Below are 20,086 nucleotides of genomic sequence, written 5' to 3'. Positions count from 1 at the left end.
ACCAGCGTCCGAGGTACCGGACCGGCGTACGTGTTGGATGTACGGTCCGCAGGCCGCAGCCGCGGCCACGACACGGGCCATGACCAGGCCCTCGTCGCGTTGTCGCGCTGATCCACGTCCGTCCGGCATCCGGTCACTGCGGCGGATTCTGCTCAAGGGCGTCGCGGAGTTGTGCCCTTGAGCGGATTCCCAGCTTGGGGAAGATCTTGTGCAGGTGGTAGCCGACGGTGCGGGGTGACAGGTATAGCCGGGCCGCGATGTCGCGGTTGGTGAGACCCTGCGCCCCCAGTTCGGCTATCTGCCGTTCCTGCGCGGTGAGTTCGCCCGCGGCACGCGTGGTCGCCGCCGCCGTCGGGGCTCCCGACGCCCGCAGCTCCGCGGCGGTGCGGTCGGTCCAGGGCCGGGCGTCGAGCCGCTGGAAGCACTCCAGTGCCGCGCCGAGGTGCGGGCGCGCCTCGGCGCTGCGCCGCTGCCGACGCAGCCACTCGCCGAAGTCGAGTTGCGTGAGTGCCTTTTCGAAGGGCCAGCAGTCGGTGGCGAGGTCGGCCAGGGCGGCGCGAAAGTGCCGCTCGGCGTCCTCGGTGCCGCTCAGCAGGGCTGCGGCCCGGTGGAGGACGGCGGCCAGCCGGGGCGACCTGTCGGGTTCCAGGCTGTGCTCGACGGCCTCGACCACCGTGCGCGCGTCCTCCCGCCGCCCGGCACGGACCGCCGCGGCGGCCAGGTCGCCCAGATAGTAGACGGAGGCGTGGTAGTGGACGGGCGCCGGGCGGAAGTCGCGGGTGAAGGTGGCGCGCAACTGTTCGTAGGCGTCGGCGTGGTCCCCGGCGACGAACGCGGCCATGCCCAGCGCGTGCCGGTGCCGCACCAGGAGGCTCAGGGATCTGCGCAGGTCGACGCCTCGTACGGCTTCCAGGGCCTGCGTCCGCGCGGTCGCGTGGTCGCCCCGCAGCGCGCGCAGGGTGGCCTGGAGGACGCAGGAGCCCAGGGTCACGTTGTCGGCTCCCGCCTCGGTCGCCGTCCAGAACGCCTCGTCCGCCGCGTCCTGGGCCGCCGTCCACGAACCGCTTTCGAACAGGGCGAGGGCGAGCGCCTGCGTGACGGTCGCGTTCGTGCCCGCGCTGCCGGCCCGCCGTATGACGCCCATGGTCCGCCGGAGAATGTGTACGGCCTGCTCGGTCTCGTCCAGGATCCAGGTGGTGCCGCCGAGCGCCGTGAGGTCCGCCAGGGAGTCCTGTGACATGGCGGCCAGCGCGTCCTTCAAGAGGCCCAGGAGCCGGGCCCGTTGGCGGTGCGGGTCGATGACCGCCTGGGACCAGGCGAGCGCGGCCGGATTGCCGGCGTCGTCGAGGAGGGCGCCGATCCGCCGCAGTTCGGCCCGCTGGAACGGCGTCCCGGAGTTGTACACGGACGTCGCGGCGGTGCCCAGGGTCCCGAGCGCCAGCTCCGGGATCGAGGCGGCGGTGGCTTCGGCGCCGCCCAGCAGCAGCGCCAGCGCCTCCTCGTGGCGGAGCGTGACGCCCAGGGCCCAGCCGCCCAGGAGCGAGGCCTCGGCGCGCAGCCGCGCGTCCTCGGTCAGGTCGCCGACCCGGCCGCTGATCTCGCCGACCCACTGTGGATGGCCGGCGAACATGGCCGCCTGCGCGGCCATCAGCAGGCGCCGGGCGCGCAGGTGCGGCGCCGGGGTCAGATCGGCGGCGCGTTCCAGCGCCGCCGCGGCCGCCGCGTACCCACCCCGGGCACGCGCCCGTTCGGCACTCTCCGCCAGGGCGTCGGCGACGTTCGCGTCCTGACCCGTCGCGGCGGCGGCCAGGTGCCACGCCCGGCGGTCCGGTTCCTTGGCGAGAGCGGCGGCCAGCGCGAGATGGACTTGCCGGCGCTCGGCGAAGGAAGCCGCCTGGTAGACGGCCGAACGCACCAGCGGATGGCGCAGCAGCACCTGGCCGTCCTCGATCCGCACCAGTCCGACGCGCTCCGCGGGGTCCAGTGCCTCGACGACGTCCAACCACGGGGCGGCGCGCAGGAGATCGGCGAGTTGCCCGGTGCCGGCGGCCGCGACCAGGAGCAGCGCCTGACGCGTGGGCTCGGGCAGGCCCGGGAGGTCGGCGGCGAACAGGTTCTCCAGGCGTGCGGTGAGCGGCAGGGCGGCACCGCCGTCCTGGCCCGTGCCGGTCCGGCCCCGGGCGAGGGCCCGGGGCAGCTCGATCAGGGCCAGCGGGTTGCCGGCGGCCTGCTGGAGGATCTGGGTGCGGGCCCTGCCGCGGGGCGGGTTCGGCTGCGCCTCCAGCAGCAAGCCCGCCGCCGCCCTGCTCAGCGGGCCCACAGTCACCTGGGGGAAGTCCCGGTCGAAGCGGGCCGGCACGCCCTCCTCGCGGGCGGCGAGCAGCATCACCACCGGTTTGCCCTCCAGGCGCCGGGCGAGGAAGCCCAGCACGTCCACCGAGCCGAGGTCGAGCCACTGGACGTCGTCCACGAGCAGGAGCAGTGGTTGGCGCGTGGCGGCGTCGCCGATGAGGGCGAGCACGCCGATGCACAGCGACATCTGGTCGAGAGTCGCCTCGTGGTGTGCCGCCGTCATCCCGAAGGCGCGGTCGAGAGCCTCCCGCTGCTGGGTGGGCAGCGTGTCACCCGGAAGCAGCGGATGCAGGAGCTGGTGGACACCCGAGAGCCCCAGCCCGGCCTCGCCCTCGCTGCCGCGCACCCGCAGGGGTCGCAGACCCCGAGCCCGGCCCTGCTCGGCCGTCCAGTCGACGAGGGTGCTCTTGCCCGCCCCCGGCTCACCGACCAGCACCAGCACCTGCGGGCCGGTGCCGTCCACCGCCCCGAGCAGCGCCTCGATGCGGGACAGCTCGGCGGTCCTGCCGAGGATGCCCGGATCGGCGGGGTAATCGGGACCAATGTGCACCACGGTCGTTCTCCTCCAGCCGGTGGTCGTGCCCCGGTCATCCTGCCAGCCGGGAACCTCCGGACGTGCGCGAGCCGCGGTACGGCCGACCGCCCGCGGCCCCGGTGCCGGCCGGCACCGGAGACGGCGGACGACTGGTCATGTGACAGAAGCGTCGTGATCTGGTTCTCCCGATGATGGACTCGGCCAGGGAACAGGTCCACAGCCGTGGGCAGCCGAGCAGGTCCGGAGTACACGCATGAGGGTCCCCCCATCCCGGTCGGTGGTCGGCGACGAAGCCGCCCGTCGATCGTCCTGCGGCACGGCGTCGTCGCGTCCACTGGGGCGGGGCAGCGAGATCGGGCGCATCCTCCAGTGCGTGACGCGCGAGCCCGGCGGCCCGCAGGCCCTGCTGCTCCTCGGGGAGGAGGGGATCGGGCGTACGACATTGCTGGGCCACGCCCGGGAACTGGCCGACGACGACGGCATGTTCGTACTGTCCGCGCAGGGCTGGGCCGCGGACCATCGGCACGCTCGCGCCTGCCTGCAGCAACTGCTGGCGCCGGTCCTGGACCAGCTGGCCGGCCTGCCCGCCGCGCACGGCCAGGTGCTGAGCGCCGCCCTGAACCCCGTCACCCACGATGGCGGGCCGGACGACGCGCAGGTGCAGACCGCCTTGCTGGCTTTGCTGGACCGACTGGCCACCTCCCGGCCGGTGCTGGTGTGCGTCGACGACATTCACGCCTGTGACCGTGCCTTCCTCGACGCGCTCTGCGCGGGAATCCGGCTTCTGACCGGCCGCCCGCTCAGGGTTCTGCTCTCCGCGCGCGGTGAGGCGCCCCCGCCCGGCCTGCCCCCCGTCATGGAGAGCCTGTATCTGGGCCCGCTGAGCGCCCCCTCGGCCGCGGCGCTGCTGGACCGCCAGCCGGCGGCGCCCACCGGTCGGCGCAGGCTGGAGATCCTGGAGGAAGCCGAAGGAAATCCCGCGGCCCTGGTGGAACTGAGCCGCCGGGTGCCCACGGCCTTCCGAGCCGGAGGCGCCGGCGGCGCACCGGCGGGGCGCCCGCTGACGGCACACGCCTTTGCGGCACGACTCGACGCGCTGCCCCCCGCGACAGGACGGGCCCTGCTGTACGCCGCTGCTGCGCGACCGGGGGAGAGTGTCGCCACTCTCATGGCCGCTCTGGACACCGACGACCTCGCCGTGTGGGCCCCGGCGGAGGTGGCCGGTCTGGTCTCGCTGGTCGAGGACCGTCTCGTCTTCCGGCATCCGCTGGCGCGGGCGGCCGCGTTCTCGCGGTATCCCGCGGGCGAGCGGCAGCAGGCCCAGCAGGACCTCGCCGAGACCGTCGCGCGACCGGAGAGCAGGGCCCACCACCTGGCCGCCGCCACCCTGCGGACCGACGAGTCCGTGGCCGCCCTGCTCGAGGACTCCGCGTGGCGGCACGGGGACGTCGTGGGCACCGCGCGCGCCCTGGAGCAGGCGGCCCGGCTCAGCCCGCAGCGGCGGGAGCGCTCACGCCGTCTGGCCGAGGCTCTGGTGGCAGCGCATGCGGTGGGAGATCCCAGTTGGGTGAGGGACCTGCACGACCGGTTCGTCCGGGACTCCAGGGACCCGGAGCTCGTCTGCGCGGCGGCCGGTGCCTTGGCCTCGATCATGTCGCTGGAGTCCGCTCAGCGGGAGGCCTTCGACCTGCTGGTCGATGTCTCGGAGTACTTTCCGGCGGTCGGCCGGCCCGTCGCGCTCGCGGTGACGGCGGTGGCCGGGGGCATCGCTGTCCAGTCCGGCCTGCCAGAGCACAGGACGGGCCTGTCCACGCTGTTCGACCGTGCCCAAAAGACCGCTCCTGCCCAGGAGACCGACCCTGCCGGAGAGACGGATGCTGCTGGGGAGACCGGCCGTGCCGAGCGGCGTCGGCCCCCGGTGACCGGGTTTCTGGGCCACCTTTCCGGGCCGGGCACACAGCGGGCACTGGAGGCGCTGGTCACCGCAGTGGTCCGGCCGCGGACGGCCACAGGCTCGTCGGTGAGGCCCGGTCATCCGCACGGTGCGCTGCTGGACGGCCCGTACACGCCGGCCTCCCGGACGGCGGTCCTCGCGGCGGCCTGCCTCGCGGACGAGGCGGACGTGTACCTGGGGCAGTTCCGCGAGACCGACGCCCAGCTGCGGACCGCTCGTGCCTTCGGCATCCGCGGCTGGACGGTCCTCGCCCTCGTGGACACCTTCATGAGCATCGGGTGGTTCACCGAGGCCGAGGCCCTGATCCGGGAGGCCGCGGCCGAGGCCGCGGTGCTGCGCCTGCCACGCCTCCGAGCGGATCTTCAGGCGCAGGCCCTCGCCCTGCAAGCGCTCCGCGGAACCGTTCCGCCGGAGCCCCGGCTCACCGCCTCGGTCTGGCGTGCCGTCTGCCTGGACGAGAATCGGGCCACCCACGCACGCATGCTGCGCGCCCGCGGACTCGCTGCCATCGCGCTGGGGGACTGGGACGGCGGCTGGCGACATCTGCGCGAGCTGTTCACCGCCGACGGTTCGCCGTTGCACCCCGTCCTGTCGCCCCGCAGCATCGCGGAACTCGCGGTCGCGGCCCAGCGCACCGGCCGGTCCGACGAGGCCGTGCCGGTTCTGGCCCGGGTCCGAGCGGAGCAGGGGGAGCGCCCGAGCACCAGGATGACGCTGCTCCTGCACCACGCCACCGCCCTGGTCGACCCGGACGAGGACGCCGAGCAGCACTTCCACCTCGCCCTGGTCAACCACGAGGCGGACCGGTGGCCTTGGGAACGCGCCCACGTCCGCCTCAACTACGGCATCCGGCTGCGGCGCTGCCGCCGGATACGTGAGGCGCGTCAGCAGCTGACCACCGCGCTGGAAACCGCCGAACGTCTCGGCGCGGGCGCCCTCGCCGCCGCCGCGGCCCGCGAACTGCGCGCCAGCGGAGCGGCACCCACCCCCGACACCGCGGCTCTGCTGGAGCAGCTGACGGCACAGCAGGGGCAGATCGTCCAACTGGCCGCGCGCGGCCTTTCGAATCGTGAGATCGGTGAACAGCTCTTCCTCTCGCCACGTACCGTGGGCTCCCACCTGTACAACGTCTACCCGAAGCTCGGCATCAGCCGCCGCCAGCAACTGCGTGATCTCCTTGAGGAAAGGTGAGGCGCAGACCATCCGGTTCCGTGCGGACCTGCCGGCCAGCGGCGCGGCCCAGCCGGAGGGGAGTGCGTGATGCCGGGAGTCTTCGGGGCCCGAGCCGGTGGTGACTGCCCCGCGACCTTCCTCCTCGACCCCGTGGTGCAGCGCGTCGTCGCCGCGTCCGCCACGCCTCCGTCCCTCGACGACCTCGGGCCGGAGACGGCGCGGCAGGCGCTGCGGGAGACTCAGGTGGACCGTTTCGAGGACTTCGACGTGGACGCGGTCTACCGCGTGGCTTGCGTCGGTCCGTCCGGACTGGTCGGGTTCTGGACCGTCCGCCCGGCCGGTGCGACCGGCCCGCTCCCCGCGCTGCTGTACCTCCATGGCGGCCGGTGGACGCTCGGCGAGGCGCAGACCCACGCCCGCCTCATCAGCGAGCTCGTCGACGGCGCGGGGGTGTGCGCCGTCGTCCCCGAGTACAGCCGTACCCCCGAGGCCCGCTATCCCGTGGCGCTGGAGGAGTGCTACGCGCTGCTGGCCTGGGTGGTCGCCCGGGCCGACGAACTCGGTCTGGACGCGGACCGGCTGGCCGTAGCCGGCGACTGCGCCGGAGCCACGCTGGCCGCCGCGGTGACCATGCTGGCGAAGTCCCGGGGCGGGCCACGGTTCAGCGCACAGCTGCTCTACTACCCACTCACCGACTCCCGCTGCGACAGCCCCTCACAACAGCAGTTCGCCACCGGATACCTCCTCACTCGCCAGGCGCTGCGCGCGTACTGGGCGCGCTACATCACGGACCCGGCCCTGCGGGACGAGCCCACCGCCGCACCGCTGCGGGCGCGGAGAGAGGACCTGGTGGGGCTGCCGCCGGCGCTGGTCGTCACCGCCGAGGCCGACGTGGTCCGGGACGAGGGCGAGCAGTACGCGCGCAACCTGCGTACGGCCGGCGTCGAGGCGTCGGCCGTACGGTTCCTCGGCACGATCCACGACTTCGTAGCGCTGCACGCCCTGCACAGCAGCGCGCCCACCCGGGCAGCTCTGGTGACCGGTTGCGCTTTCCTGCGCGCCCGATTGCGCTGAAGGGCGCGGAACGGGCACGGTGACCAGTCGACCGACTGATGCACAGGCCGGTACGGCTACAGCATGCTCAGACCATGCCAACCGTGATCGGCTCCTTCGAGGAGAGACGCCGGAGTCCGGATTCCGGCGCAAGTCGAGCCCAGGTGCTGAGCACGCGCTCGGTTCCGCCGCGCGAGAGCCTGGACTTCTGGCACGACGCCGTGCTCGCGACCTTGGTGGGGATGGACATCGCCACCGACGGCCCGACCTATGACGCGGCCCTGCGTACCGACCACCTGGGGAACCTGCGGATCACCACGGTGGAGTGCGACCCGGGCCGCGTCCACCGGTCGCCGCGCTTCATAGCCCGCGGCGACGGGCGGGACGTCTTCGTGGCGCTCCAGAGTGGCGGCCGGGCCCAGGTCGAACAGGACGGCCGTACCACCGAGTTGCGGGCCGGCGACATCGGGTTCTTCGAGACCATTCGGCCCTTCCGTACGACGTTCCCGGAACGCTTCCAGTTGAAGATCTTCGCGGTCCCGCGGAACCTGCTCGGGCGGTCGGAGGCCGATCTGCGGCAGCTCACCGCGCGGGCCGTGCGCCCGAGCGGCGGCTTGCCCGCCCTGCTCACCCCGTTGCTGGAACGGCTGGCGGACACCTCCGAGGCATACGCGACGCCGGTGGGCGAGCGATTGGCCGAGGGCGTCCTCGACCTGATGGCGGCCACGGCGGCGGACCGGTTGGGCGAGGACACCGCCGTCCTGCCGGGTGCCGACCGGGTCCTGCTGCTGCGGATCAAGACCTTCATCCGCTGGCACCTGTCGGACTCCGGTCTGGCCCCCCGGGCCGTCGCCCAAGCCCATGGCATCTCCGTCAGGTATCTGCACCGGCTGTTCGAGGCCGAGGACACCACCGTGTGCCGGTGGATCCGCGAGCTGCGGCTGCACGAGTGCCGTAGGGAACTCGTCGCACGGGCACCGGGATCGGTCAGCCTGGGCCAGGTCGCGCGACGTTGGGGCTTCACCAGTCCCGCCCGGTTCAGCAGGGCCTTCCACAGCTCCTTCGGCCTGTCTCCCACGGACTGGCTCGACCGGGAGCGTGCAAGCCGTGGGACGGGAGAAGTGCCGTGCTGACCGGATCAATGACCACCCCCGGCCAAGGGGCGTCCTTCTCCACCCGGAGCCTCGCTCCCAGGGACCGCACCGCCGCGTGGGAACGCGCGCTGTCACAGGTCTTCGTGGGTCTCGAGGTCGCCGTGGAGGGCGGCCGTCCGTGGGCGGGCGAGCTGACTGCCGAGCGCCTGGGCGCGCTCCAGATCGCCACCGAGGAGTTCGGCCCGGGAACGATCCTGCGCAGCGCCCGCTCGGTGGCCGCCGATCCCAGCACCCACATCCTCGTACGTCTGCAACTGGACGGCACCGCAACGCTGTTGCAGGACGGCCGCACCGCCGAACTCCGGCCCGGCAGCCTGGCGTTCCACGACGCGCGGCGCCCGTACCGGATCGTGCTGCCCACGCGGCAGCGGGCCCGGATCCTTATGATGCCCCGCGCCCTGCTCCGGCTGGAGGAAGGACAGCTGGCCGCCCTGACGGCAACCGTGGTGGACGACGCCGGGGAGGGAGCAGCGGCCTTGCTGCTGCCGCTGCTGTGCGGGCTCGTCGACGAGATCATGCGGACCCCTGCGACCAGACGCGACCACCTCGCCCGCATCGCGGCGGAGATCCTGGCCACTCTGGCCCTGGAGCAGGTCAGCAGTCGGCCCGCGCCTGCGCTGTGGGAGCGGATCACGGCATCCGCCCAGGCCCGGTTGCAGGACCCCGGACTCACCCCTCAGAGCATCGCCGACCAGCACGGCATCTCCCTGCGCTACCTGCACCGGCTCTTCCAGTTGCAGGGCACCACCGTCAACGCCTGGGTGCGGACGAGGCGGCTCGAGTCGGCGCGCGAGGAACTCGCCCGGGCCGGCGCGGCCCACAGGTCGATCGCGGCGGTGGCCGCCCGCTGGGGATTCACCAACCCCTCCCACTTCAGCCGGACGTTCCGCGAAACGTATGGGATGTCGCCGGTGCAGTGGCGCGCTGCGCACCTGGGGACCGGACACCCGGCCGGCACTGTTCCCGGAATGGCATAACCCCGGGCGCTGTCAGCATGATCGCCCCCGCGCTCGGCGCCTAGCTTTCGCTGTATGCGGTTCCTGCGGAAAGGAACGGAAATGAAGCGCAGAGCGATGGCGTGGATGCTGCCCGCCCTCATGGTGGCACTGAACGTGGTGGGATCCGGGGCACCGTCCTCGGCTCAGGACGAGGCGGCCGCTGCGCCGGCCTCGACCACGGCGGTAGGTCCCCAGTACGACACCACGCACGTCTATGTCACCCCCGGAGCGGTGGACGCGTTCGTTGCCGGCTGGGGCGCGACCTTCGGCGGTACCCACACGGCCAAGATCCTCACGACCGTCACGCCGACGCCCAGCAAGACCGAGTCGGAACTGGTGATGTCGCCCGTCGGCAACCTGTCCGTGTTCGACTTCCGGACGCCCGCCCCGTACCCGTTCGGCGCCGAACGGACGGGCTGGCTCATGAGCGACTTCGACAAGGGCGTCCGACTGGCCAGGCAGAGCGGGGCGCAGCTGGTCGTCGCGCCCTTCGACGACCCCATCGGGCGGGACGCGATCGTCCAGTTCCCTGGCGGCATCAACGCTCAGCTGTACTGGCACACCACGGCGCCGTCGTACAAGCCCCTGGAATCCGTGCCGGACAACCGCGTCTACCTGACGCCCGACTCGGTGGGCCAATTCCTCGGCTCCTACCTGCGGTTCACCGGAGGGCGTGTCGTCTCCGACCGCCGGGCGGCGGACGGCGGTGACATCGGCTTGCCCAAGGAGACATATCGCCGGATCGCCATCCGCTCCCCGTTCGGCTGCACGGTCGTGAGCGTCACCGACGGCCATCTTCCCTACCCGTTCGGGCGGGAGACCACCGGTTACGCGGTGAAGGACCTCGTCCTGACACTGCGGAAGGCCGAGGCGGCGGGTGCGAAGGTGCTGTGGGGCCCGTACACCGGCGACGGCCACTCCAGCGCCATGGTGCAGTTCCCCGGCGGTTATGTGGCCGAACTGCATCAGGACAGTGGTCACAGGTGACCGACGGGACGATGGGGGACGACGTCTGCCAGCCGGACGGCTCGGAGATGCAGGACGACGACGGCCTGCTGGACGCGTCGGACCGGCCGGGCCGAATCCGGCTATGACGTGGAGACGGATCTCGGCGTGGAGCCGCGTCAGCGTAGCGGCTCAGCCGTTCGTCCAGCTTTCCAGGCCTTTCTCCGTCTTCACCGGCACCCCGACCCGCGTCGGTCTCAGACGTTCCCCGCCGCGCCGGATCGCCCCTGGCGAGGAACCGGTCGGCTCCATCGAGGGCTTCGGCGAACCGCGCCGACGGTTCGCCGGCTGAGCACACACGTCGAGTCTTCACAACGGAAAGGAACACCACCATGTCCGCAGCCAAGCGGTGGTCACGGACCGGCCTGCTGGCCACAGCCGTGGCGGCGACCCTCACGGTTACCGTCACCGGCGCGGCGACCGCCGCTGCCGGCCCGGTCTCGGACGCACGCTTCCTCGCGCATCTGAACATGACCGACGGGCAGCGACCGGAAAACATCGCCCTGGAGCCTGGCGGCAGCGCGGACGTCACCTTCGAGCTGCGGCCCACCGGATTCCTGGGTGCCAACGGCATCAAGATTTACAACGGGACGGCCTGGGTGTCCAACCTGGACAAGGGCACCGTGCTGCGCATCCCCCTCACGTGCCACGGCAGCGCCGGGCCCGTCGAGACCCGGGCCACCGGACTGGTCGACATCGACGACTTCGACTTCACCGGCGCCGGTGACACCCTGCTTGCGGCGATCAACAAGGGCAACGAGGTCGTCCTGGTCAGGCCCGGCGGCAGCCACAGCATCGTGCTGACTGCCGCCGACGGGCTGCAGAACCCCACCTCGCTCGCCGTACGGGGCGGCACGGTGTACATCGCCGGCGGCGCCTACTTCACGAACAGCGACCCCAACGTACTCGCGGCCCACATCGAGCACGGCAAGTGGCGCAAGGAACCGATGTGATGGGCAATCAGACAACTGCGGACACCAAGGATTTCGACCCCGATGCCTTCCCGGTCGTACCGGTCCGGACCTTCGAGGAGTTGCGCGTCGCCGAGGTCTTCCGTGCGCCCAGCCGGACCCTGACGGATGCCCATGCCGCGGCGTTCCAGACGGTCTCCGCGGACAACCAACAGCGATCCGCTCGACCCCGCCACCGTGGTATTCCCCTTCGCACGCACCGGTGAACGTCGGCGCTCCGGAGTCCCACCATGGCAAAAGCGGCAGCTCAGCGCGCACGCGGTAGCTGGGGCGGGCTACCCGGGGCAGACGCATGAGGCCCTCGCACGGCTGAGCTGCGCCACTTGGCGGGGGAAACCCCGTAAGCGGCCCGGAACACCCGGCTGAAGGGGGAGACACGTGTGAAACCCCAGCGGTGCGCCACCGCGGCGATGGTCAGTCCCGCCGCCTCCCGGCGGGACAGCGCACGCCGGCACTGCTCCTGTCGGCGCTGCTGGATCCACCGGCTGACCGTTGATGTTCTTCAGCTGGAACAGCTTGTGCAGATAGCGCACGGCGATGTGGTGGGCCCGGGCGATGGCCTCCGGTGTCAGTACCGGCGGCGGTACGCCCACTACGGTCACGGCCGCCCCGAGGAGGGCATCGTCGGTCTCGGTGGTCAGGCCTTCATGCGGAGGAACTTGCAGGGCGTGTACGGGAGTTCCGCCCCTACCTCGACAATGCGCCGGTCTACGGGTGCGGCCCCTCCCTGGAGAACTGAGCAGACACCGCTGACGGTGGGCCTTCCGCAGCAGGTCATCGAGTGGACGCCGGCCTTCCATGAGACCGTCGGCGACTACAGCGGCAGCTGTTCCTCATGGACCACGCGGGCCTGCCCCTGAAGGCCGTACTGGAACAGCTCGACCTGCTCGGCGAGGAGGTGGTGCCCGTGCTGCGCAAGGAGTTCGCGAACGACCGCCCCGCCGATGTGCCGGACGCGCCAGACACACGCTGTCCGGGTCGCCGCCGCGGCCTCCCCGAAGGGAGAGACCGCCGCATGAAGCTCGTCGCCGTGTCCGCGGGGCTGAGCACCCCGTCCTCCATCCGTCGGCTCGTGGACCTCCTCGCCGAGGCGGTCCATGGCGAACTCGCCACCCGGGACCTCGACGTGGAGACCGAGGTCGTCGAGCTGCGTGAGCCGGCCGTCGCCGTCGCCGTCGCCAACAACCTTGCGACCGGCTTCCCGCCGCCCCCGCCGGCCGCCGCGATCGACGCGGTGACGGGCGCCGCCGGTCTGATCGCCGTGCCCCCGTTTTCACGGCCTCGTACAGCGGGCTGTTCAAGTTCTTCTTCGACCTGATCGATCCGGGCGCCCTCACCGGCAAGCCGGTCCTGATCGCGGCGATCGGAGGCGCGGCCCGCCATTCCCCGGTCTTGAGGCGCGCGCTGTTCTCCTACCTGCGGGCGGCTGTCGTTTTTACCGCGGTGTACGCGGCGTCCGAGGGCTGGGGATCGGGCGGTGACGCCTACACGGAGGGGCTGCCCGCGCGCGTCCGGCGGGCGGGCAGCGAGCTGGCCGCCCTCATGGCCGCCCGTCCCTCCGAAGCGATACCCGAGGACGACGTCACCGCGCTCGAACGGCAGCTGTCCGACCTGCGCTTCGACTGAGGGCGGCCGCCGCGGGCCCTGCCGGGCCGCCGCCGGCCCGGTCCCCGCCTCGCCCGAGGCGGACGACCGCGGTCGGCGGCCGGGCAGGCAGGCCGAGGTCCTGCTCCTGCATCGCGATCACCACCGAGGTCTCGGGCAGTGTCCGGAACAGCGCGTCCAGCAGTGCCTCGGCGGTGGGCCGGTCCAGGCCGGCGGTGGGTTCGTCCAGCAGGAGCACCGGGGGGTGCCGGAGCACGGCGCGTGCGATTGCGAGGCGCCGCCGCTGCCCCTGGGACAGCAGACGCCCGCCGGGGCCCACCGGGGTGTCGAGCGGCAGCGCGGAGAGACCAACCACTTCCTTTACGGCCCGCAGGGCGGCGGTGTCGGCCGAGGGGGCGGCTCGACGCAGATTGGCCGCCACCGTGTCGTCGGCCAGCCAGTCGTCGGCCTCCACCAGGGTGACCGTCTCGGCGACAACCCGGGCCGGCAGCTCGTGCGCCGGTGTGCCGCCTAGGAGGACCGTGCCGACAGGGGCCGGTATCCGTCCGGCGAGCTGTCCGAGCAGCGTCGACTTCCCGCTGCCGTTGGGGCCGGTGACCAGCACCAGGCCGGGGCCGGACAGGGTCGTGGAGAGGGTTGCCGGCGAGCCGGGAAGCGGCAGCCCGTCCGTTTCCAGGACGTGTGCGGTCGGCCGCTGCCGACCCTCGGGTGGCTCCTCGGCAGCGAGGGGCGCGAGGCGTCCGGCCGCTTCGCCCGCCTGGGTCAGCAGGTGCAGCAGCCGGGGCAGCCGCTCCAGCAACTCCCACCCCGCGGCCATCAGCAGCACCTCGCCCACCATGGAGGCGACCGGCTGAGCCGGGGCCGCGCACAGGGCGATCACCAGCACCGACGCCTGGCCGACGGCGGCCAGCAGGCGCAGCGCCAGACGTCCCCGCCGTTCGGCTCGGGCGGCGGCCCACTCGGCGGATTCGACAGCCGCCAGCGCGGCCGTCGCCGACCTTCGCGCCTGCGGTACGGCGTCCAGGCAGCGTAGTTCGTCGAAGGCGGCCCGGCTGCCGAGCAGCACGGTACGGAGCTCGGACCTGGCCTCGGCAGCGGTGCCCACATGGGCTCGCGCGCGGCGGTGGGCTCGCCGGGCGCAGACCAGCCCGGCCGCCCAGACGACCAGCTCGGCCGCCCCCAGGAGCGGCATCGCCCACAGCAGCAGGATCTCGATCAGGCACGCGGTGGTGACGGCCGCCGCGAGCGGTGCGTAGACGTTCGCGGGCAGACCCGCGACGGTCTCCACGTCGGAGGTGAGCCGGGCGAGCAGTGTCCCGTCGCGTTGTCCGCGCAGCTCACGGGGGGTGAGCCGGGCGGCGCCACGGGCCAGCCGGGTGCGCAGCGCCACGGAGGCGGACAGCAACGTCCGGTGGCTGACCAGGCGTTCGAGATAGCGCAGTCCCGTGCGGGCCAGGGCCAGCGTCCGTACGGCACCCGAGGGATACATCCAGGACCAGGTGGTGTTGGCCTGGAGGGTGACCACAGCACAGGTCGTCAGAAACCATCCGGACACGCCGAGGAGCGCGGCACCGCTGAGTTCGGCCGCGATGGCCAGCAGCGTGCCGGTCAGCAGGGCGCGGCGCGGAGCCGCCATGCGCAGCAGACGCCAGGCGCCGGTCCCGTTCATCGGACTCTCCCGTGCCTCAGTGTGATGACCTGGTCCGCCAGCGGCAGCAGTGCCGGACTGTGGGTGGCGAGCAGGACCGTACGGTCGCGGGCCAGCGTCCGCAGCGCCGACAGGACCCGCTGTTCCGCCTCCGGGTCGAGGTGCGCGGTGGGTTCGTCCAGGCACAGCAGGGGCGCGTCCCGCAGCAACGCCCGAACGAGGGCCAGTTGCTGGGACTGGCCGGAGGACAGGCCGGTGCCGCGTTCGCCGAGCGGTGTGTCCAGTCCGTGGGGCAGGGCGGTCAGAAGGTCTTCGAAGCCGAGGGAGGCGATGGCGCCGAGCAGGTCGTGGTCGCTCGCGGTGGGCCGGGCCAGGAGAAGGTTCTCGCGCAGGGTGCCGGGCAGCAGGTGCGCCGGCTGGCCCACCCAGGAGACCCGGACGGGATCGGCGGGGACGGTCCGTCCGTCCAGCATGTGGAGCGCGCGTCCCTCGTGCGGGGCGGACAGACCCGCCGCTACGGCCAGCAGGGTGGACTTGCCCGCCCCGCTCGGACCGGTGACGGCGAGACACCGGGCCGGTGCGAGCCGCACACTGACCCGGTCCAGAGCAGGCGCCACACGTCCTGGATGACGGACCGTCACGGCTTCCAGACACACCCCGGGAGGCGACGCGCCACGGGCCGGCCTGAGCAGCACGGCCGACAGCAGGTCCGTCTCCTCGGGTGCGTCCAGGACCGGGGCCAGCAGCTCGGCGGCGGCAGCGGCCTGGGCGCGGGCGTGGTAGCCGGCGGCCAGGTCCCGGGCCGGGGCGAAGTAGGCGGGTACCAGGACGAGGACGAACAGCGCGGCGGACAGGCTCATGCGGTCCGGGACGACGGGCAGGTGCAGGTAGTCGAGCAGGACCAGGCCGCAGTAGGTCGCCACCACGGCGAGGGTGCCGGCGATGAGCAGCTCGACCCACGCGGTCGACAGAAAGGCGATCCGCAGAACCTTCTCGGTCCGCCGGGCGACCTCCCGGTCGTCCCGCTCCAGGGCACGGGCCGCCTCGTCGTGTGCGCCGAGGCCGACCAGGGTGGGCAGCCCGCGCAGGTGGTCCAGCAGCCTGGCCTGATGGGCGCGGATCCCGGCCAGCTGGGCGCGGACGGCGCCCTGTGTGCCGAGGCCGATGACCTTCAGGTTGGCCGGGAGCAGCGGGGTGGCGGCCAGTACGAGCAGGGCGACGAACCAGCTGCGGCAGGCGATGGCGGCCAGGACGAGACCACTGCCGAGCAGCATGGTCGTCCGTGCGGGCACGTATCCGGTGAGCCAGTCGGTCAGCTGGTCCACCTCGCCGTCGACGGCCCGGTCGGGTGCCGCCTCGTCCAGGTCGGTGCGGGCCGGTCCGCGGGCGGGCAGTGCCGTCTCGATGATCCGGCGGCGCAACGTCTCGCGTACGGTGCGGGCGCCACGGGCGGCTGCCGCGTCACCCGCGGCCAACAGGCCGGCGCGCAGGGCGACTCCGACCACGGTCAGCAGGGCGGGCAGCACCAGGGCCGTCGCGGGCACCTCGCTGTGCAGCGACAGGCCGCGTTGCGCGCCCCAGGAGAGCCCGCCCGCCCACAGCACCGTGCCCGACTGGGCCGCGCCGCGCAGGATCCCCGCGCGACGCAGCTCGGGCCGGCCGACCGCGGCCCAGTCCTTCAGCCTGGCCGCGACCCGGTATTCGGTCCGCTCCGCGGCCAGTTCGTCCAGCAGTACGGCAGTGCCGCTCACGAGGTGGTCTCCGCCCCGGTGTCCATGTCGAAGTATCCGGCGCGGCCGTCACGGCGGTCGCCGACGATCCAGGCGGCCAGTGCGGCACAGCCCAGCACCGTGACGCCGATCGGGCCGATCAGATCGGAGATGCCGCCGAACACGTCCTGGGAGAGGCCGGTGGCCAGGACGCCGAGCACCGTCAGCAGGACGCGTCGCAGGATCGTCCGCGGTGCGCTGGTGGACGCCGGTGCGGCCGGAAGCGAGCGGCCCCGGGCGGGCAGCGGCGGCAGACGGCTCTCCACCGAATCGCCGTACTTGCCGCGGAAACTGCGCCACGCGTAGATGTTGTAGGCCAGGACGAACGGCATGCACAGGCCGACGCCGAGGACCAGGAAGAGCTGGGAGGAGTGCGGGCTCGCGGCCTGCTGGACGGTCAGGCCGGGCGGCACGACGACCGGCAGGGAGACGGCGGCGAGTCCCAGGAGCCCACTTGCGGTCATGGTGGCCACGGCCGCGAACGGCCGCCAGTCGGGGCTGCGGCCGAAGCCGTACCAGGCGACGGCGCCGGCCACGGCGGCGACCCCCACGGCGAGCCAGAACAGCATGGCCCGCACCGGCTGGCCCAGATGGAACTGCTGCGGGTCGGCGCCCGGCAGCAGCAGGCCGAGCACGAGCGCCATGACCACGGTGGCCAGCAGCAGGGAGCGGCCTGTGCGCCGGACTCCCGACCGCGACCACCCTTCGGTCTTCTCCTGCAGCCAGGCGGCCCCGGCCAGCAGGTACACGACGACCAGGCCGAGGGCGCACAGCACGCCGTAGAGGCTGAACCAGTCGAAGGCCCCGCCGCGGAAGGCTCCGTCCTGCTGCTGCGGGCCGGTGAGCACGGCGCCCAGGACGAGCCCCTGGCACACGGTGGCCGCGAGCGAGGCGCCACCGAACAACAGCGCCCAGCCCCGCCGGTAGCGGCCGGCCGCGCTGTGCATCTCCAGGCCCAGTCCGCGCAGGATGATCGAGACCAGCATGACGATCAGCGGCAGATAGACGCCGGGCAGCACCACGGCGTAGGCGCCGGGCAGGCCGGCCCACAGGACGACACCGACCAGGATGAGCCAGCTCTCGTTGGCGTCCCAGGCGGTGGCGACGATCTCGCCGTATTCCCGCCGGCGCTCGGGCCTGGCCGCCAGACTGAGCATCCCCACGCCGAGGTCGTAGCCGTCGAGGACAACGTACATGCCGAGCGAGAAGAGGACCAGGGCGTAAGCGGCGTACTCAAGCAACGAGGGCCTCCGGGACGTCGGGCGAGGCGGGGCCGGTGGGCAGTGCCTCGGGGCCGGCCTTGACCGTGCGGACGATGTAGCGGGCCCAGATGGCCAGCAGGGTGATGTAGAGCAGGACGAAGCCTGCGAGTGTGGCGACGACTTCGGGTGTGCTGAGGTGGGAGACCGCGTCCGCGGTGCGCAACTGACCGTAGACGACCCAGGGTTGGCGGCCCGTCTCGGCGACGATCCAGCCGCCGGTGATGGCGATGATCCCGGCCGGGGTCATCCACACCATCCACCGCAGAAAGCGTGGCGAGTCGTACAGGCGCCGGCGCATGCGCAGGACCACGCCCGCGAAGGCCGTGCCGAACATGAGCAGCGCGGTGAAGTACATGGCGCGGAAGCCGTAGAAGGTGGTCCACATGTTGGGGCGTTCGTCGGGCGGGGTCTGCAGCAGTCCGGGCGTTGTCGTCCTGCCGCTGAGGTCCTGGGCGATGACCGAGCCGAGGTAGGGAATCTCGACGTGCAGCCGGTTCTCGCCCTTGTCGGTGTCGGGGATGACGAGCAGGTTGTAGCCGTTGTTGTCGCTCTTCCAGTTGCCCTCGAACGCCTCCAGCTTGGGCAGTTGGTGCTGTCCCATGAAGACGGCGGTGCCGTCACCGACGTACAGCTGCACCGGCATCAGCACACCGAGGACGCCGAGGGCGATGGACAGACAGCGGCGGGCCATCGGCTGGGCGGAGGTTCGTTTCTTCACCAGGTACCAGGCGGAGATGCCGCCGACGAACCAGGCGGAGCTGATCAGCACGGCCAGCAGCATGTGCGGGAAGCGGTGGGCGAAGGCCGGGTTGAGCAGGATGCCGATCCAGTCCTTCGCGTGGAACTGGCCGTCGACCTTCTCGTAGCCGACCGGGTTCTGCATCCAGCTGTTGGCCGACAGGATCCAGGTGGTGGACAGCAGGGTTCCGAAGGCGACCATCCAGCTGGCCAGGGCCATGGTGCGAGGGCGGATCCGTCCGTCCCCGTACAGCATCAGGCCGATGAAACCCGCTTCCAGGAAGAAGGCCGTGATCACCTCCATGCCGATGGTGACCCCGATGACCGGACCCACCGCGTGGGCGTATGTGCCCCAGTTCAGGCCGAACTCGAAGGTCATCACCGTGCCCGCGACGACGCCCAGGCCGAACCCGACGGCGAAGATCTTCTTCCAGAACCGGAAGATCTGCAGGTAGAGGGGATTGCCCGTGCGTACGTAGACCGTGTAGACGGCTGCAAGCAGCACGGAGAGCCCGACGGTGAGCGCCGGGAAGGTCATATGGAAGATCGCGGTGATCGCGAACTGCCATCGGGACAGTTCGACGACGGTGGACGAAGCCATGGGCACTCCAGGGGAGCAGCGATGTGACGGGCGTCGGGCGCGGGCCGGGCCTCCGGACAGCGCCCGGGGCGGGGACATGCACCGTATGAGCGGAAGGGGGCGCGGCACCCGCAGCCCGATGCCGTCGGGGCGTCCGCCGGTCTACTCGCCCGACGCTGCGCACCTTTCGCGTGCCGTGCGGACGGCTCAGGCCCGCACCAGCGGGGTGTCGACCAGGTGCTCGGCCAGGAACCAGGCCTGCAGTTCGCCGGCGCGGACGATCTGCGAGACCAGCAGGTCGTTGGTGCCGTCGTCGCCCAGCTCGGCCGTGCGGGCGGCCGCGTCATGGGCATCCGTGAGGATGATCTCGTGGGCTTCGAGCAGCCGCGACAGCATGGCCGGTACCTCCTCCACACCGTCCGGCGGGCGCGGAATCGACGTGATCTCGGCGACGTGCCGCGGATCGCCCACGGCGACACCACCCAGCGTCTGGACACGTTCGGCGAGGACGTCGACGAGTTCCAGTTGCTCTCCCGCGTGCTTGTCCAGGAGCAGGTGCAGCTGGTAGAAGGTCGCGCCCCGCATGCTCCAGTGATGCTTCTTGTAGAGGCCGTAGAGTATCCGGGTGTCCGCCAGCACCTTGTTCAGGCGCTGCGAGGAGTACATGCGGGCCTCGTAGGACAGAGCGACGGGAAACTGCTTGACGGTCCCGAACTCCTGGATGACCGAGCCCTTCTGGTGCAACCACGGCTGGCTGCTCGTGGGCTGGGAGCCGGTGGTCATGGCGTGCCTCCTGCGATGTCGTGCCGAAACGTGCGCGGTCGACGCTAGGGGCCGAACCGGGGGCCGCATTGCCCGCGAGCGCACGCGTAGACGCCCCTCAGCGCACCGGATCCGGGCGAGGCGGACGTGCCTCGATCCGGCGGCGGGGCAGGCCGGGCGGTCACTCGCTGCCGGCCGTGAGCTGTTCGACGACGCGGCCGAGATCGATGTGACGGTGCTCGGCGCCCGGCGGCACCAGCGCGTCGGCGCGGTGCAGAAAGGCCGAGACATCACGGGCGGCGACGTCAAGCACCGCCGCCCCCGTGCCGGGTCCTGAGCAGGACGCGGACCGCGTCCGGATGGCAGCGGTATTGGCGGATCGCCGGCCACGGTGACAAGGATCGTCGTCGTGAGGACGATCGGGGCTTCGTGCGCGGCGCCGGCAGGATGCCGTCTCATGCCGCCTCCCTGTCCGCGACTGTTCTGTTGCCTCCCTCGGCCGGGTTTCGGCGACCGTACGGCGGGTC

General features: G+C 72.3%; 15 protein-coding genes and 2 pseudogenes. 9 read left to right on the top strand and 8 right to left on the bottom strand.

The window, feature by feature from the left end; genetic code table 11:
• Positions 1-133 precede the first annotated feature (133 nt).
• On the bottom strand, positions 134-2,905 hold the full coding sequence (locus ACFVT1_RS35295) for an ATP-binding protein (RefSeq protein WP_389803274.1): 2,772 nt from the start codon (positions 2,903-2,905) through the stop codon (positions 134-136).
• Between the two features lie 235 nt (positions 2,906-3,140).
• On the opposite strand from ACFVT1_RS35295, the gene ACFVT1_RS35290 reads away from it, so the two are divergent.
• From ACFVT1_RS35290 to ACFVT1_RS35260, 7 genes are all read left to right on the top strand, one after another.
• On the top strand, positions 3,141-6,032 hold the full coding sequence (locus ACFVT1_RS35290; protein ID WP_389803271.1) for an AAA family ATPase: 2,892 nt from the start codon (positions 3,141-3,143) through the stop codon (positions 6,030-6,032).
• A 69-nt stretch (positions 6,033-6,101) separates the two neighbouring features.
• The gene (locus ACFVT1_RS35285; RefSeq protein WP_389803268.1) at positions 6,102-7,088 is read left to right on the top strand and encodes an alpha/beta hydrolase; all 987 of its coding nucleotides are present in this window, start codon (positions 6,102-6,104) and stop codon (positions 7,086-7,088) included.
• A 74-nt stretch (positions 7,089-7,162) separates the two neighbouring features.
• The gene (locus ACFVT1_RS35280) at positions 7,163-8,200 is read left to right on the top strand and encodes a helix-turn-helix domain-containing protein (protein ID WP_389803265.1); all 1,038 of its coding nucleotides are present in this window, start codon (positions 7,163-7,165) and stop codon (positions 8,198-8,200) included.
• Complete coding sequence (locus ACFVT1_RS35275) at positions 8,194-9,198, top strand: helix-turn-helix domain-containing protein (RefSeq protein ID WP_389803263.1); 1,005 nt, start codon at positions 8,194-8,196, stop codon at positions 9,196-9,198. Before ACFVT1_RS35280 ends, ACFVT1_RS35275 begins: the two co-directional genes overlap by 7 nt.
• Positions 9,199-9,279: 81 nt before the next feature.
• Positions 9,280-10,206, top strand: coding sequence for a glyoxalase (locus tag ACFVT1_RS35270; protein ID WP_389803260.1), 927 nt, complete (start codon positions 9,280-9,282; stop codon positions 10,204-10,206).
• Between the two features lie 350 nt (positions 10,207-10,556).
• A complete protein-coding gene (locus ACFVT1_RS35265; RefSeq protein ID WP_389803257.1) occupies positions 10,557-11,177 on the top strand; it encodes a hypothetical protein in 621 nt (206 codons plus the stop codon).
• On the top strand, positions 11,177-11,401 hold the full coding sequence (locus tag ACFVT1_RS35260) for a hypothetical protein (RefSeq protein ID WP_389803254.1): 225 nt from the start codon (positions 11,177-11,179) through the stop codon (positions 11,399-11,401). The genes ACFVT1_RS35265 and ACFVT1_RS35260 overlap by 1 nt, the downstream gene beginning before the upstream one ends.
• 41 nt (positions 11,402-11,442) lie before the next feature.
• On the opposite strand, the gene ACFVT1_RS35255 is transcribed toward ACFVT1_RS35260, so the two are convergent.
• On the bottom strand, positions 11,443-11,637 hold the full coding sequence (locus tag ACFVT1_RS35255) for a helix-turn-helix domain-containing protein (protein WP_389803328.1): 195 nt from the start codon (positions 11,635-11,637) through the stop codon (positions 11,443-11,445).
• 130 nt (positions 11,638-11,767) lie between these two features.
• Here ACFVT1_RS35255 and ACFVT1_RS35250 point away from each other — a divergent pair.
• Positions 11,768-12,214 (top strand): annotated as a pseudogene (locus tag ACFVT1_RS35250) (5,10-methylene tetrahydromethanopterin reductase); the annotation flags it as partial.
• A pseudogene (locus ACFVT1_RS35245) lies at positions 12,211-12,821 on the top strand (CE1759 family FMN reductase). The pseudogenes ACFVT1_RS35250 and ACFVT1_RS35245, both read left to right, overlap by 4 nt.
• Here the strand turns inward: ACFVT1_RS35245 and ACFVT1_RS35240 are convergent.
• The 6 genes from ACFVT1_RS35240 to ACFVT1_RS35215 all read right to left on the bottom strand — a co-directional run bounded on the left by ACFVT1_RS35240 (position 12,778) and on the right by ACFVT1_RS35215 (position 19,872).
• A complete protein-coding gene (locus ACFVT1_RS35240) occupies positions 12,778-14,469 on the bottom strand; it encodes an ATP-binding cassette domain-containing protein (RefSeq protein ID WP_389803251.1) in 1,692 nt (563 codons plus the stop codon). The pseudogene ACFVT1_RS35245 and the gene ACFVT1_RS35240 overlap by 44 nt on opposite strands.
• Complete coding sequence (locus tag ACFVT1_RS35235) at positions 14,466-16,199, bottom strand: ABC transporter ATP-binding protein/permease (protein ID WP_389803248.1); 1,734 nt, start codon at positions 16,197-16,199, stop codon at positions 14,466-14,468. Before ACFVT1_RS35235 ends, ACFVT1_RS35240 begins: the two co-directional genes overlap by 4 nt.
• Positions 16,196-17,458, bottom strand: coding sequence for a cytochrome d ubiquinol oxidase subunit II (locus ACFVT1_RS35230; RefSeq protein ID WP_389803245.1), 1,263 nt, complete (start codon positions 17,456-17,458; stop codon positions 16,196-16,198). The genes ACFVT1_RS35235 and ACFVT1_RS35230 overlap by 4 nt, the downstream gene beginning before the upstream one ends.
• A complete protein-coding gene (locus ACFVT1_RS35225) occupies positions 17,451-18,818 on the bottom strand; it encodes a cytochrome ubiquinol oxidase subunit I (protein ID WP_389803242.1) in 1,368 nt (455 codons plus the stop codon). The genes ACFVT1_RS35230 and ACFVT1_RS35225 overlap by 8 nt, the downstream gene beginning before the upstream one ends.
• A 186-nt stretch (positions 18,819-19,004) precedes the next feature.
• The gene (locus ACFVT1_RS35220) at positions 19,005-19,580 is read right to left on the bottom strand and encodes a Dps family protein (RefSeq protein ID WP_389803240.1); all 576 of its coding nucleotides are present in this window, start codon (positions 19,578-19,580) and stop codon (positions 19,005-19,007) included.
• A 160-nt stretch (positions 19,581-19,740) separates the two neighbouring features.
• On the bottom strand, positions 19,741-19,872 hold the full coding sequence (locus ACFVT1_RS35215) for a hypothetical protein (protein WP_389803238.1): 132 nt from the start codon (positions 19,870-19,872) through the stop codon (positions 19,741-19,743).
• Between the last annotated feature and the right edge of the window lie 214 nt (positions 19,873-20,086).

This window comes from Streptomyces sp. NPDC057963, assembly GCF_042887155.1.
In the GTDB taxonomy this organism is placed as follows: Bacteria; Actinomycetota; Actinomycetes; order Streptomycetales; family Streptomycetaceae; genus Streptomyces.
This window is presented reverse-complemented; position numbering and strand designations above follow the sequence as displayed.

Excerpts from the sequence above, each read along its gene's own strand:
- ACFVT1_RS35220 (WP_389803240.1), bottom strand. The coding sequence starts at position 19,580 with ATGACCACCGGCTCCCAGCCCACGAGCAGCCAGCCGTGGTTGCACCAG.
- ACFVT1_RS35285 (WP_389803268.1), top strand. The coding sequence starts at position 6,102 with ATGCCGGGAGTCTTCGGGGCCCGAGCCGGTGGTGACTGCCCCGCGACC.
- ACFVT1_RS35265 (WP_389803257.1), top strand. The coding sequence starts at position 10,557 with ATGTCCGCAGCCAAGCGGTGGTCACGGACCGGCCTGCTGGCCACAGCC.
- ACFVT1_RS35290 (WP_389803271.1), top strand. The coding sequence starts at position 3,141 with ATGAGGGTCCCCCCATCCCGGTCGGTGGTCGGCGACGAAGCCGCCCGT.
- ACFVT1_RS35260 (WP_389803254.1), top strand. The coding sequence starts at position 11,177 with ATGGGCAATCAGACAACTGCGGACACCAAGGATTTCGACCCCGATGCC.
- ACFVT1_RS35270 (WP_389803260.1), top strand. The coding sequence starts at position 9,280 with ATGAAGCGCAGAGCGATGGCGTGGATGCTGCCCGCCCTCATGGTGGCA.
- ACFVT1_RS35280 (WP_389803265.1), top strand. The coding sequence starts at position 7,163 with ATGCCAACCGTGATCGGCTCCTTCGAGGAGAGACGCCGGAGTCCGGAT.
- ACFVT1_RS35225 (WP_389803242.1), bottom strand. The coding sequence starts at position 18,818 with ATGGCTTCGTCCACCGTCGTCGAACTGTCCCGATGGCAGTTCGCGATC.
- ACFVT1_RS35240 (WP_389803251.1), bottom strand. The coding sequence starts at position 14,469 with ATGAACGGGACCGGCGCCTGGCGTCTGCTGCGCATGGCGGCTCCGCGC.